The sequence below is a fragment of the Aestuariivivens sediminis genome (genome assembly GCF_022662105.1).
Classification (GTDB): domain Bacteria; phylum Bacteroidota; class Bacteroidia; order Flavobacteriales; family Flavobacteriaceae; genus Aestuariivivens; species Aestuariivivens sediminis.
This window is the reverse complement of sequence record NZ_JAKMCP010000002.1, coordinates 188,045-202,547: the sequence shown is the minus strand read 5'-3', so window position 1 is coordinate 202,547 and position 14,503 is coordinate 188,045. Positions and strand designations below refer to the sequence as shown.

Here is a 14,503-nt window from a genome sequence, read left to right as displayed (position 1 = left end):
ATTTAGTGCAGCAAAAGTACATGATTTTTTTTATTTATGACTTGAGAACATCCGAATGAACAATAGAAATGATTGTAAAAGCAAAATTTGCGATTACTCTTGCTGGGCCAATCTTTGGTTTTGCGCTACCCGATACTTTAAGATATTTAAATACCTTAAGGCTTCTTTGTTATTGTAATCACTGTAGGCTTTGGAGACCCATGTTATAGCGGCATCTAAATCACCGTTAATTTCATTAATGATACCCATATTATAACAAGCCCTACCTGCAATTTTTGATTTTGGATTGGTGAGTTCTTTTTCCCAATGCTCTGCAGCTCCGTTCCAATTCCCTGTTTGTGCTTTGCGCTTCGCTATTTCAAACTGATCGGTACCCTTTACAAAATAATCCCGGGCAACCCTGATTTTGTAGGGTTGTATACGCAACGCATAATCTTCGCCTATCAATCTGCTGGCATCCATAACAAGGTCTTTTCGCATTTTAAGGGCCTCCAAAGCCTTTGCTGGATTTATGCCCTTACCCGACGTGGTAATGCCTTTTGAAAATGGAAAGACATCCAAAATAAACTTGTTCCCAGGATCGTAAATTTTAAATCCCCCTTTTATTAGTGTGTTTGCAGTGGCGTGATGTTCCAAAACGGGAATTTTTACTCCCAAAATGTTTTGGGTATAGGTTTGCCTGGTGCTGTAACTAATGTTTGAGTCCGTATCAAAATAGGACAGAACATACAGGACGTCAACCTTATTTTGATGACACAATCTCTCTACCGTATCCCAGGGTAATGTGGTTGGAAAATTATTCGTATGGGTAGTGCTTAAAGTAGAATCGTTTAAAATGACCACATCGAAACGATTTTGTTGTTTCAGCAGATCGTTTAGACCCTCAAGAACCTTATTTGAGGCATCCTTATCAAAATTTTTGCCTTCTGCAGAAAACACTTCATCAATCTTGTTAATGACGTTAGAAGAGGTACTGTCATATCGATTTAAGAGGCCAACACTGGTAATGGTTTTGGGGATGGTAATGGGAGCGGGTTCCGTAACGGTCATGGTCAATCTGTTTGTTGAAGCACAGCTAACCATTAAGGGTATTAGACATAAGAGGGAAAGTTTTTTAAGTAGGGGCCTGATTTCCATAATGTTGTAATTTATATGCGTTTATAAGTAATAAATGAAAACTTATAATCGTTGTTTTCATCTTTCTCGTGCAAACTATGTGCCATTTCTTTCCATTGTGTGGTTTCTATATCCGGGAAGAAGGTGTCCGCATCAAATTTTTCATGAACACGGGTAAGCTCAATTCTATCGGCAATTGGCATGGCCTGCTTGTATATTTCTCCACCACCAATAATAAAGGGCTGCGGGTCATTCTTTGCAGCATCGAGAGCATCTTCCAAAGTGTTAACCACAATAACATCCGCAGGGGCAGAATAGTGGTCCTGTTTGGTTATTACAATATGCGTACGATTGGGGAGCGGCCTTGGGAAACTCTCAAAGGTTTTACGCCCCATAATAATATGATGCCCATTGGTTAATGCTTTAAATCGCTTTAAATCATCACTTAAGTGCCAAATTAGTTGATTGTTTTTACCAATGGCATTGTTTTCTGCTACCGCGGCTATAATAGTGATTTCAGAGGGTTTACCGGATGGGTTGTTCGCTTTTGTCCGGGAGTTTTCGGAAGATTTTGGTTCTTCGGTTTTAAGCGTTTTGTTAAGTTGTTCCAAACGCTGTTGTTGTTTGGCGATCAATTTTTCCAATTGCTGTTTTTCCCAAGCCTTACCCATAAATTTATGGGTAACAAAAACATTAAAAACATGATACAGTAAAAAGAATCCCCATAAAAGGATCGCATAAAGAAACCAATCCTTGCCAAATAAAGTATATTCTTGACCTATGCCCAAAATGATATTACCAATAATGAGCAGTACACTCCCAATAAGAAAAATAACAAAGTGAATGTATAACCGTTTTTTTTGTCTTATTCGCTTTTGAGCATTTTCTATGAGTTCTAATTGATCTTTATCAATTTCTGGAACATCTTTCTTTTTTCCGAACATATTCTTTTGTTAACAGTTGTAAAGTTATGATATTTTAATGACATACTCAGGACCTTATTCCGAAGGGTTTTACGAAATCGATATAGTATTAAAATATCTGAAAATCAGGAGTAAAGCATAGTTTTTTTGGTGTTAACTTAATAATTTAAGCTTTAAATTTTTTAGAAACTTTAAATTTATGTTACGTCATATTATGAAATTGATAATTCTTGATGATTACGTTCAACAAGTGATGCATATGTGCAATTGTTGTCCTAAATTTGCCCAATAAAAAATACATATAATTATGGCTATTAAGAAACAATACTTGAAAAGTAAACCAGTTTGTAAAGTAACTTTTTCTATAGAGGCTGAAGAAGCCAAAAAGGTTTCTGTTGTTGGAAGCTTTAATGATTGGAATGCAAAAAAAGCCCCTTTAAAGAAATTAAAAAACGGAACCTTTAAAGGTACTTTAGATTTAGAAAAAGATAACACGTATGAATTTAAATACATAGTGGATGGTAACTATGTGAATGACGATGCTGCCGATGCTTATGCATGGAATGATTTTGCAGGAGCGGAAAACAGCGTGGTAACGGTTTAAAAAGTAAAAAAGCTTTCCATTTGGAAAGCTTTTTTTTTATACGGCCACAACACCTCTAATATGCGGGTGAGGATTATAATCGGCTAAAGTAAAATCTTCAAACTTAAAGCTGAAGATATCTTTTACTTCAGGGTTTATGATCATTTTTGGTAACGGTCTAATGTCACGAGATAATTGCAATTCCAACTGTTCGAAGTGATTACTGTAAATGTGGGCATCTCCAAAAGTATGAATGAATTCTCCAGCGTCATAGCCACAAACTTGTGCCATCATCAAGGTGAATAAAGCATAGGAGGCTATATTAAAAGGAACGCCCAAAAACACGTCGGCACTTCGCTGGTACAACTGACACGATAACTTGCCGTTGGCAACGTAAAATTGGAAAAAAGCATGGCACGGCGGCAAGGCCGCTTTCCCATTGGCTACATTTTCGCTAAAACTTTTGGAAGTGTCCGGTAATACAGAAGGATTCCATGCCGACACCAACATTCTTCGGCTATCGGGATTGGTCTTAAGTGTATGGATAATGTCCTTTATTTGGTCAATGTCATCACTGTTCCAGTTTCGCCATTGGTGGCCATAAACCGGCCCTAAATTGCCATTTTCATCGGCCCATTCGTTCCAGATGCGAACACCATTTTCAGTTAAATAATGGATATTGGTATCTCCTTTTAAAAACCAAAGCAATTCATAAATAATGGATTTAAGATGCAGTTTTTTAGTAGTTACCATGGGAAACCCTTCATTTAAATCGAATCGCATCTGGTATCCAAATACGCTTTTGGTACCTGTACCGGTCCGATCGGATTTTTCATTGCCATTCTCCAAAATGTGCCTTACTAAGTCGTGATATTGCTTCATGTAATGTCATTTTTATGCGGAAATAAAAATAAAAAAAAGCCAAAAAATTTATGACCAAAGTTTAAGATATTATGAGAAAGTTATTAACGGGAGTATGGGGTCAAGATTAACCGATTATCATTCCGGCAATAGTAGCAGAAACCAAAGAGGCTATGGTTCCACCAATTAAGGCTTTCATACCAAATTGAGATAAGGTTTTCCGTTGTCCCGGAGCTAAGGATCCAATTCCTCCTATTTGAATGCCTATAGAAGCGAAGTTGGCAAAGCCACAAAGCATATAGGTGGCCATAATAATGGATTTTTCATAGCTTAGGTGAATGGTATTGGACATGTTCTTTAAATCGGCCAACTGAATATATCCTATGAACTCACTCGCCGCTAATTTGATGCCAAGGAGCTGTCCCATAAGGGCCATATCCTCTTTTGCAACACCAATCAACCACATTAAGGGAGCGAAAGTATATCCTAAAATGAGTTCTAAAGACAAACTGGAATAAGTTGTATGATCGGCTATCCATGTGTTTATGGTTGTCATATCACCTATCCAATCCAAAATACCATTAAACATGGCAATGAAAGCAACAAATACCAGAAGCATCGCACCAACATTAACGGCTAATTTTAATCCTTCCGTGGTTCCATTGGCAATGGCATCTAAAAAATTGGAACCAATTTTTTCTTGGGATACGTGTACGTTTGTATTTACAGATTGGGTTTGTGGATATAATATTTTTGAAATGACAATAGCGCCCGGTGCCGCCATAACGGAAGCAGCCAGAAGGTGCTTGGCATAGAACAAACGCATCGTTGGTTCATCGCCGCCAAGAAATCCAATGTAGGCCGCCAATACGGCCCCGGCAACAGTGGCCATACCACCAATCATAACCAAGAGCATTTCCGACTTGTTCATTTTCTCCAAATAGGCCTTTATAAGCAGAGGGGCTTCGGTTTGACCTAAAAAAATGTTGCCGGCAACACTTAGGCTCTCTGCACCGGAAATTTTTAGGGCTTTAGACAGTAACCATGCCATTCCTTTTACCACTTTTTGAATAATTCCCAAATAGAAAAGAACTGAGGTTAAAGCAGAAAAGAATATGATAGTTGGCAACACTTGAAATGCAAAAATGAAACCAAAGGTATCCATGTCTACAACCAGCCCTTCAAATAAAAATTTACTACCCGCTCTGGTAAAGTCTAAAACACTAACAAATAAGCTTCCAACAAATTCAAAAATAGCCTTTATGAATGCCACTTTCAAAACCCCGATGGCAATTAATATTTGGAATGTAAGGCCAATACCGACAACCTGCCAGTTAATGGCCCTGCGATTACTGCTAAATAGAAACGCAATAATTATTAAGGAAACCATCCCTAAAACCCCCCGCCAAAAACTTGTAAAAGTAAAACCATGACTCGGTACCAGGGTTGTAGAGGTTTCCTCCTCTAAAGCAGGTAACAGCGTTTCGGTAAGCGGTGTTATTGTTGCGGTATTATTGGGTGTTATGGAATCACTTTTAACCTTGTTCTCCGAGGTAGAGATAGAATCATCGGCAAAAGATACCTGTTCATCTTGAGCGTGTGTCACATTGAAAAGGCATAACCACAAGATGAGAACGAATAAGTAATGCTGCTTCATAAAGGTCAGGCTTATCTTTTGGAAATTTCGTCGCGAATTTTTGCAGCTTTTTCATAATCTTCATTAGCAACAGCCTCATCCAATAGATTGTGAAGTTCTTCCAAGGTTTTGGATTTATAATTTTCTTTGGGACCTTCCGGTTCTAATTGATCCGCCATTAAGTCATCAACCAAAACACTATCCTGTTCTTCTTCATCATCTTTTTTTGGGTTTACTTTTAAATAAATCCCGGCTTTATCTAAAATGTTTTTATAGGTGAATATCGGCGCATCAAAACGAAGCGCAAGTGCAATGGCGTCACTGGTTCTGGCATCAATGATTTCTTCAATTTTATCCCGTTCGCAAATTAAACTGGAGTAAAACACGCCATCAACTAATTTATGGATAATGACTTGCTTGACCACAATATCAAAGCGGTCCGCAAAATTTTTAAACAAATCGTGTGTTAAAGGTCTTGGTGGTCGAATTTCCTTTTCTAATGCGATTGCAATGGATTGCGCCTCAAACGCACCAATGACTATGGGTAATTTACGATCGCCATCCACTTCATTTAATATGAGTGCATAAGCACCATTTTGGGTTTGGCTATAGGAAATGCCTTTTATATTTAACCTGACTAAACTCATAATTTATAAAAAAGCAAAGAACTGTTTAAATTAGGACTTTACCAACTGCCGGGGACAGATTTGTGAATATAATGCTAACTTAATCAGTTCCAATACTGGTTATACAAGTTAAAAAAAATAATTTATTGTTGGGCTTTAAAGGCCTTTAATTTTTCAATTAATGCTGGGACAACTTCAAAAGCATCACCTACAACACCATAGTCGGCCGCCTTGAAAAAAGGAGCCTCCGGATCCGTATTGATCACTACCTTTACTTTTGAGGCATTGATACCGGCCAAATGCTGAATCGCACCGGAAATGCCTATGGCAATGTACAGGTTTGAAGCGACTGGTTTGCCCGTTTGCCCTACATGTTCACTATGAGGCCTCCACCCTAAATCTGATACAGGCTTGGAACATGCCGTGGCCGCACCTAAAACCTCTGCAAGTTCTTCAATCATACCCCAGTTCTCAGGTCCTTTTAATCCCCTTCCCCCGGAAACAACAATATCTGCATCTGCGATGGTCACTTTGTCTGTCACCTTATCAATGGATGCTACCTCAATTTGCCTCTCAGAAAGATGAGGCGAAAAGGACTCGGATGAGACCGAACTATTGGTTTCCATCAGCCCAAAAGAATTATTTGAAATTCCAATAATCTTTAAATCGGTATTTATCTGTGTGAGTTCAAATGCCTTGTTAGTAAATGCACTACGTTTCACTTTAAATGGGGACAGGCTTTCGGGTACACCAACAACATTCGAGGCATAGCCCGCGTTCCATCCTACCGCTAAAAGAGGTGCTAAAAATTTGCTATTTGCAGTAGAACTCAAAATAATAACCTTGGCATTCTCCTTTTCGGCAGCTTGTTGGATCACTTCGGCGTAAGACTTTGCATTGAAGGTATCCAATGTGGTGTCAGCCACAGTTAATACTTTATCGACGCCATAGGTGCCCAATGTGTCTGCGCTGTTGGCATTGATGGACACAGCAGTAACATGAGTTTCTAATTGATTGGCTAAGGCTTTGGCATAAGACGCCGCCTCGAAAGCTGTTTTTTTAAATTTTCCTTGTTCAGATTCTGTGTAAACTAAAACGGACATATGGTTTTATATTTTAAAATTTAAGCATGTAATTCCAAATTTTTGACATTGTCAAATAGTGCTTAACGAGCAGATTTAAATGACTTTGGCTTCGTTATGGAGTAAATCTATTAACGCATCTAAATTATCAGGTGCCACTAGCTTTACCGCACCTTTTGGTGCAGGTTTTTCAAATGAAACGGAAGTGGTTTGTGGTTCAGTGTCTATAGGATCTACAACAGTCAAAGGTTTTTGTCGCGCCATCATAATACCTCGCATATTCGGAATGCGTAAATCACGCTCTTCTACCAATCCTTTTTGTCCCCCTACAACTAATGGTAGTGTTGTGGCAAGGGTTTCCTTTCCACCGTCAATTTCTCGAATGGCCTTTACGTTTTGGTCATGTATCTCTAAACCAATACATTTGTTTACAAAATTCATTTGTGTTAATGCGGCTATCATACCCGGAACCATGCCTCCATTATAATCGATGGACTCTCGACCGGCAATCACCAGATCAAAACCGCCATCCTCCACAACTTTGGCAATTTGCCTGGCTACAGAATATCCATCGGTCGCCGTAGTATTAACCCTTATCGCTGCATCTGCACCTATCGCAAGCGCTTTACGCAGGGTGGATTCGGTATCTTGGAGGCCCACATTTACCACCGTAATATGTGCCCCTTGTTTTTCTTTGAACCACATGGCTCGTGTCAATCCAAACTCATCATTCGGGTTTATTACAAATTGTACCCCATTCGTATCAAATTTGGTGTTATTGTCCGTAAAGTTAATTTTTGATGTAGTGTCGGGAACGTGACTGATACATACTAATATTTTCATTTATGGATAGTATTTAAAGTTAGAGTTTTTACCTTCAATCAGTTCGGAAACCATATAATTTTCCGTTAAATGCTACCGAATAAGACCTGTATACCACAGGTCTGAATTTTAGGATACGAAGTTAAAAATTTTATTTCGATTATTTACTATGCATGCATAATAAATTTACATAATTCTTTTCAATGGAATAAAGCATTAATTGTTATTTTTGCAACGCGATAAAAACAAATTCAATGAAGACAATTCAATTTAGAGAAGCTATTTGTGAAGCCATGAGTGAGGAAATGCGTAGGGATGAGAGTATTTATCTTATGGGAGAGGAAGTTGCCCAATATAACGGAGCCTATAAGGCTTCCAAAGGGATGTTGGACGAATTTGGACCCAAGCGTGTCATAGATACGCCTATCGCAGAGTTAGGATTTGCCGGAATCGCTGTAGGGTCTACTATGACGGGTAACCGCCCAATTGTGGAATACATGACCTTTAACTTCTCTCTGGTTGGGATTGATCAAATTATAAATAACGCGGCCAAAATAAGACAAATGTCAGGGGGTCAGTTTAAGTGCCCCATTGTGTTTCGTGGCCCAACCGCATCAGCAGGACAGTTGGGAGCTACCCATTCCCAGGCTTTTGAAAATTGGTTTGCCAATACCCCTGGATTAAAAGTAGTCGTGCCTTCCAATCCATATGATGCGAAAGGCTTGTTAAAAGCAGCCATAAGAGATGATGATCCTGTTATTTTTATGGAAAGTGAGCAGATGTATGGTGATAAAGGGGAAGTGCCGGAAGGAGAGTATATTTTACCTTTAGGTGTTGCCGATATTAAACGTGAAGGTCGAGATGTAACTATAGTGTCTTTTGGTAAAATAATCAAGGAGGCTTATAAAGCTGCAGACGAATTGGAAAAAGAAGGGATTTCCTGTGAAATAATTGATTTGCGTACCGTTCGTCCCATGGATAAGCATGCCATCTTGGAATCGGTTAAAAAGACAAATCGATTGGTCATATTAGAAGAAGCGTGGCCATTTGCCAATGTGGCTTCAGAAATTACTTATGTAGTTCAAAATGAAGCTTTTGATTATTTAGATGCTCCAATAATTAAATTGAATACGGCCGATACCCCGGCCCCTTATTCGCCTGTGTTATTGGAAGAATGGCTGCCAAATAGTAACGATGTTATAAAAGCCGTCAAAAAAGTACTTTATAAATAAATAAAGATTATTTACGTTATTAAACTTCATTAGCATAGATGTTGATGAAGTTTTTTTGTATGATGAACATAAAACTACTTATACCTTTCTTCCTTTTCGGAATCATTTCGGTTTTTTCCCAGACCAAAGTTAGCGGCCATGTGTTAGATGAATTTAACGATCCGATATCATTTGTTAATGTTATCTTTAAAGGTTCAACTGAGGGAACCATCACAGACGAAAACGGAAAATTTTATTTAGAATCCGACAACGTATGGAACACACTTACCATATCCTTCATTGGTTATGAAACTTTAAATATCCCCCTGGATAAGAAAGTCAACTACAACTTAAAATTTATCCTTAAAGAAGAAGCCGCACAACTGGATCAAGTGGTAATTGTATCGGGTAAACAATCCAAAAAGAACAATCCCGCCATTGATATTTTACGTAAAATATGGGCCAATAAACGAAGCAATGGTTTAAAGCAATTTAAGCAATATCAGTACGATAAATATGAAAAGGTGGAGTTCGATATCAATACCATTGATAGTGCGCTGATTAAAAGCAGGTTGTTCAAAGGTATGGAGTTTGTATTCAATGAGGTCGATACCTCTCGTGTCACTGGAAAAACCTATCTGCCCATGTTTATCAATGAAGCCGTTTCCAATGTGTATGGCGATAATACTTTGAATAAGGAAAAGGAAGTTTTAAAAGGGAATAAAAATTCCGGCTTTAGTGATAATCAGGTTATAATTGATTTTGTGGATGACCTTTATTCCGATTTTAATGTCTACGATAATTACCTCAAGTTTTTTGATAAGAGCTTTGTAAGTCCTCTATCCAGAACAGGCATTAATACCTATAATTATGTGTTGAGTGATACCGCTTTTATCGATAACAAGTGGTGTTTCAATATTATATACTATCCGCGTCGGAAAAACGAACTGACCTTTAAAGGCGATTTCTGGGTGGCGGATACGACTTTTGCGATCAAAGAAATTAATCTGAAAGCCTCCAAAAGTGCTAATATTAACTGGGTAAAGGAGATTTATATCGAACAGGAATATGAAGTCCTTAACGATTCGTTGTTCCTGGTTAAACGGGACTATATGATGAGTGATTTTGCCTTAAATAAAAAGGAGTCGTCCAGAGGGATCTATGGCAAGAGAACCACATTATACGATAACTATCAGTTTGATATCAAACAGGATCCTAAGTTTTATGATACCGAGGTTTATTATTACGACCAGGATGTTTACGATAGGGATGATGCGTTCTGGGAAAAAAACAGGTTGGAAGGTTTAAATAAAGATGAGAGAGGGGTATACAAAATGCTGGATACCCTAAAAACCGTAAAAAAGTTTAAACAATTATATAATTTGGGAAGTATTTTGGCTTCGGGTTACATTGAGTTCAATACCTTGCCATTGGATTATGGTCCCATATTTTCAACCTTTGGTTTTAATGAGGTAGAAGGTTTACGTTTACGCACCGGTGGGCGAACTTATTTTGGCAGGAATGATTTGTGGCGGCTAGAAGGATTTTTGGCCTATGGTTTTAGGGATGATAAATTTAAATATGGTATCTCTGGGAAGTGGCTGTTGGATAAAAAGCACAGACTCATTATTTCTGGCGGCAACCGCCGTGATGTAGAACAAATTGGGGCAAGTTTAACCACTTCTACCGACGTTTTAGGCCGTAGCTTAGCATCGTCATCGGTGGTAGGAACCGGTGCCAACGATAAGTTGACCTCTATTAATTTAACCAGTTTTGCCATTGAAGCTGAACCCTGGCGAAATGTGATTTTAAGATTGGGCGCCAATTACCGGACCTTAGAGTCTGCTTCACCAACATTTAGTTTGGATTACAATACCCCTAATGGCGTTGAATCTGAAATAAAGCAATACGAAACCACATTTTCGGTGTCCTGTTTTCCAAAGCGGAAGATGACAGGTTTTGGTGTAGAGCGCCATGATGCCAATGATGGCTATGCCCGCCTGTTTGCCCGGATGAGTTTTGGAGATAAAAGCATATTTAACAGTGATTTTGATTACACTAAGGTGCAATTGTCATATGTTCAACCATGGCAATTAGGAGGTTTTGGCCGATTGACTTCAACAATTGAAACCGGTAAAACGTTTGGGGAAGTACCTTTAGGGCTGTTAAGTGTCATTCCGGGAAACCAATCCTATTTTTCTATTTATAATACCTTTTCACAACTCGACTTTTATGAATTTGTAAGTGATACTTACACCTCTTTTCATTTGGAGCATAATTTCAATGGACGGTTGTTTTCAAGAATACCGTTTTTGAGACAATTTAATTTACGGGAGATCATAAGTATAAGGGGGGTGTGGGGTGATATTTCCCAAGAAAATATCGATTTAAACACGACCAACAACCCTAATAACATTCCATTAATAGCACCAAATGATAAGCCCTACTACGAATATAGTTTTGGGGTTGGTAATATTTTTAAGGTGTTCCGCATAGACTTCAACTTTAGGGGCAATTATAAAGATCCCATCTTAAACCCAGATGCCAGGAAGTTTGGGGTTACAGGAAGTTTTGGGTTTTATTTTTAGTAAACAGCCGGCTTCTCTAATTATTTTAATAGCAAAACAACACCTTTCATGCTAATCATTGGACTGTTTTGCCTTAAACCTATCAAATTGACTTGCTGTTTCCACTTTGGGAAAACTGTTATTGCTCATATCAGTATCGGCGAACTCAAAATTTGGATCTAATTTTACGGCCTTTACTTCTTTGGTCTTAATAAATGTACGTTTTACTTCATATTCGTTCTTGCGCCAAATATCGGCGGGAAGACGGTCTATTTCAGAGGAGCCATCGGTATAGTGCCATTCTATGGTTACAGGCATGACCAATCCTCCTATATTTTTAAGGCTTATTTCATAAATGTTTTTACCGGAAAGTTGCTGTCTAAGTTCGTCTTCATCCAATCGGGACAAATATCCACCGTAGGCCTGGTCCGGGGTTGTATTCATTTTAATCACCTCAGGACCACTAGAAAAATCCGCCGCAGTTGCAGCAGGCTCATCCATCTCCACCTTCATCTGAATGTTTTGTTTTTGGTGTTCAATATTTTGTCCAACTTCATAAACCTTAAACCATTTCACCTCAGTTAATTCCATGTCAACGTGATCTGTAGTAAAGAACCAGCCTCTAAAAAACCAATCGAGATCTGTGGCAGTTGCATCTTCAAGGGTTCTAAATAAATCTGCCGGATTGGGGTGTTTGTATTTCCAACGGTTGGCATATTCTTTAAATGCGGCATCAAACAATTCTTTTCCAATTATGGAATGTCGGAGCATTTGTAAGCCAACGGTGGGTTTTTGGTAAAAATTAGCTCCAAATTGAGTCAACAATTCATTATCCGAGGTGGTCATGATAGGACGTAAGATATTTTTATCTCCGGTCATAAAGGGCACAATACTTTGTGGAGTGGTACTGTTAAAATCAGGATAGCGCTCGGCTATGGTACGCTGGTGTAAAAAGGTGTTTAATCCTTCGTCCATCCACATCCATTTACGTTCGTCTGAACTCACTATCATAGGAAACCAATTATGGCCCACCTCGTGAACAATGGTGCTAATCATGCCTGCTTTGGCATTTTGAGTCATCTTTCCATTTTTGGGTCTTCCTCCGTTAAAACTAATCATGGGAAATTCCATACCCACGTTAGAGGTGTTAACCGAAATGGCCACAGGGTAGGGATAATCAAAAGTTGCCTCTGAATATACTTCTAAAGCATTTTTAATCGCTTTAGTCGACTCTTCCTGCCAAACGGGTAAACCTTCTTTGGGGTAAAACGACATGGCCATAACGGTATTAGTGGGCAACTGAACGGCCTGGGCATCCCATATAAATTTGCGTGATGAGGCGAAGGCAAAGTCGCGAACGTTCTTTGCTGTAAATTGCCACGTTTTTTGCGTTTTGGATTTGGTTTTTTCATTGGTTTCTGCCTCCTCTCGGGTAACGATCATAACCGGTTTGTCAAAGGAACTTCTTGCCTTTTCCATCCGATTCTGTTGGGTTTTACTGAGAACGACTTCCGGATTTTTTAGCGTACCCGTGGCGGCAACAATATGGTCCTCCGGAACCGTGATATCTACCTCATAATCTCCAAATTCCAGGGCAAATTCACCAAGTCTTTGAAATTGTTGATTTTGCCAACCTTCCGTATCATTGTAAACCGCCATTCTGGGGAACCAATGGGCTATTAAATAAACCGTGTTGTCATCACCGGGAAAATATTCGTAGCCTTCCCTGGAAAGAAAAAATAAACTGCGATCGGTAATGGGATAGGACCACCCTATTGAGAAGGTTAAGGATTCCCCGGATTTTAAAGGGGTGTCCAATACAACTTTCATCATGGTGTTATTCACCAGGGAGGTCATGGCCTTTCCATGACTGTCTTTGATATATGAAATGGAATAGCCGGCCGGGAACTCAATGGCTCTGGTAAGGAATTGCATTTGTCTTGTGGTCATGCCGTCTTTAAGACTATTATTAAAGTTCCCAAAATCTTCGTTGCCTTTTTGGTTTACGTTTTGTTCCAATTGAATCCATAAATAGCTTAAATCGTCTGGAGAGTTATTGTAATAGGTTATGGTTTCCTGGCCTGTAATGGTGTTTTGGGATTCGTCCAACACAACTTTTATCTTGTAGTCGGCACGTTGCTGCCAATAGGCTTCTCCGGGGGCCCCACTTGCTGTTCGATAGCTATTGGGTGCTGCAATCATGTTGTCAATGGGTTCGAATTTACCTTGCCAGGGTTGGCTTTGGGCGTTTATATTTGTTATATAACAAAAGACAAGACAGATAAAAAAAAGATATCGCATGATTAATAATTAAATATTTGAGTTAGTCCTGAACAATATAGGAAATAATACTGTAAATCGATTGCGTTTTTTATTGCTAAAAGGTTAAGGGTTCAGTACATTTGTAGTCTTTATAAGACTAAACACATATGAGCGAGAAGAAAGATTTAACATTCGACGTATTGATAGAGATACCAAAGGGGAGTAGAAATAAATATGAATACGATTTTGCATTGCACAAAATCAGGTTCGACCGCACCTTATTTTCATCTATGATGTATCCGGGAGATTATGGATTTGTACCTGAAACTTTAGCCTTGGATCATGACCCATTAGATGTCCTCGTATTATCAACAGAACCTTCCTATCCCATGGTCGTTATGGAAGTACGTCCTATAGGTGTTTTCCATATGACAGACGAAAAGGGACCTGACGAAAAAATTATTTGCGTACCTGTATCAGATCCTGTGTGGAGTCAGCGTGGCGATATTTACGATCTAAACCCCCACAGGTTAAAAGAAATTGAACATTTTTTCCAGGTATATAAGGATTTAGAAAAGAAAAAAGTGGATGTTGGCGGATGGGGCAATGCTGAAGAAGCCATCGAGATTTATAACAATTGTGTAAGGCGTTACGAAGAAAGTGAACACAAGAAAAAAAGGACCTTTACCATTTAATTATGGAATTCGTATTTTAAGATAAAAAAAATAAACCATCTTTAATTTAAGGTGGTTTTTTTTATCACTTATATTTTCCTATTTTTAGCCCCGTTAAAAAAAATTATAACCAAAAACTA

Annotated in this window: 12 protein-coding genes; 4 read left to right on the top strand and 8 right to left on the bottom strand. The window is 38.7% G+C overall.

All coding sequences use genetic code 11. The annotated features are described in order from the left end of the window. Positions 1-93: 93 nt before the first annotated feature. The gene (locus MR054_RS05280) at positions 94-1,050 is read right to left on the bottom strand and encodes a DUF6340 family protein (RefSeq protein WP_242156807.1); all 957 of its coding nucleotides are present in this window, start codon (positions 1,048-1,050) and stop codon (positions 94-96) included. A gap of 98 nt (positions 1,051-1,148) precedes the next feature. Continuing rightward, positions 1,149-2,060: a dihydrofolate reductase gene (locus MR054_RS05275; protein ID WP_242156804.1), complete on the bottom strand. Its 912-nt coding sequence runs from the start codon at positions 2,058-2,060 to the stop codon at positions 1,149-1,151. A 286-nt stretch (positions 2,061-2,346) separates the two neighbouring features. On the opposite strand from MR054_RS05275, the gene MR054_RS05270 reads away from it, so the two are divergent. Continuing rightward, the gene (locus MR054_RS05270; protein WP_242082673.1) at positions 2,347-2,643 is read left to right on the top strand and encodes an isoamylase early set domain-containing protein; all 297 of its coding nucleotides are present in this window, start codon (positions 2,347-2,349) and stop codon (positions 2,641-2,643) included. A 36-nt stretch (positions 2,644-2,679) separates the two neighbouring features. Here the strand turns inward: MR054_RS05270 and MR054_RS05265 are convergent, their stop codons facing one another. The 5 genes from MR054_RS05265 to MR054_RS05245 form a co-directional block, all read right to left on the bottom strand. Beyond that, positions 2,680-3,504 carry a thymidylate synthase gene (locus MR054_RS05265; RefSeq protein WP_242156802.1) on the bottom strand — a complete coding sequence of 275 codons (825 nt, stop codon included), beginning with the start codon at positions 3,502-3,504 and terminating at the stop codon, positions 2,680-2,682. Between the two features lie 106 nt (positions 3,505-3,610). Next, positions 3,611-5,140 carry a NupC/NupG family nucleoside CNT transporter gene (locus MR054_RS05260; RefSeq protein WP_242156800.1) on the bottom strand — a complete coding sequence of 510 codons (1,530 nt, stop codon included), beginning with the start codon at positions 5,138-5,140 and terminating at the stop codon, positions 3,611-3,613. Between the two features lie 11 nt (positions 5,141-5,151). Next, the gene (locus tag MR054_RS05255) at positions 5,152-5,766 is read right to left on the bottom strand and encodes a bifunctional nuclease family protein (RefSeq protein WP_242082669.1); all 615 of its coding nucleotides are present in this window, start codon (positions 5,764-5,766) and stop codon (positions 5,152-5,154) included. Between the two features lie 122 nt (positions 5,767-5,888). Beyond that, complete coding sequence (locus tag MR054_RS05250; protein WP_242156798.1) at positions 5,889-6,848, bottom strand: electron transfer flavoprotein subunit alpha/FixB family protein; 960 nt, start codon at positions 6,846-6,848, stop codon at positions 5,889-5,891. 75 nt (positions 6,849-6,923) lie between these two features. After that, complete coding sequence (locus MR054_RS05245; RefSeq protein ID WP_242156796.1) at positions 6,924-7,670, bottom strand: electron transfer flavoprotein subunit beta/FixA family protein; 747 nt, start codon at positions 7,668-7,670, stop codon at positions 6,924-6,926. 233 nt (positions 7,671-7,903) lie between these two features. Here MR054_RS05245 and MR054_RS05240 point away from each other — a divergent pair, with 233 nt between their 5' ends. Next, positions 7,904-8,881 (top strand): pyruvate dehydrogenase complex E1 component subunit beta, encoded by a 978-nt coding sequence (locus tag MR054_RS05240; RefSeq protein WP_242082666.1) that lies wholly within the window; start codon positions 7,904-7,906, stop codon positions 8,879-8,881. Positions 8,882-8,943: 62 nt separating this feature from the next. Beyond that, positions 8,944-11,448: a DUF5686 family protein gene (locus MR054_RS05235; protein ID WP_242157379.1), complete on the top strand. Its 2,505-nt coding sequence runs from the start codon at positions 8,944-8,946 to the stop codon at positions 11,446-11,448. A gap of 51 nt (positions 11,449-11,499) precedes the next feature. On the opposite strand, the gene MR054_RS05230 is transcribed toward MR054_RS05235, so the two are convergent. Beyond that, positions 11,500-13,728 carry a M1 family metallopeptidase gene (locus tag MR054_RS05230; protein ID WP_242156794.1) on the bottom strand — a complete coding sequence of 743 codons (2,229 nt, stop codon included), beginning with the start codon at positions 13,726-13,728 and terminating at the stop codon, positions 11,500-11,502. A 128-nt stretch (positions 13,729-13,856) separates the two neighbouring features. On the opposite strand from MR054_RS05230, the gene MR054_RS05225 reads away from it, so the two are divergent. Continuing rightward, positions 13,857-14,384, top strand: coding sequence for an inorganic diphosphatase (locus MR054_RS05225; RefSeq protein WP_242156792.1), 528 nt, complete (start codon positions 13,857-13,859; stop codon positions 14,382-14,384). The last annotated feature ends 119 nt before the right edge of the window (positions 14,385-14,503 follow it).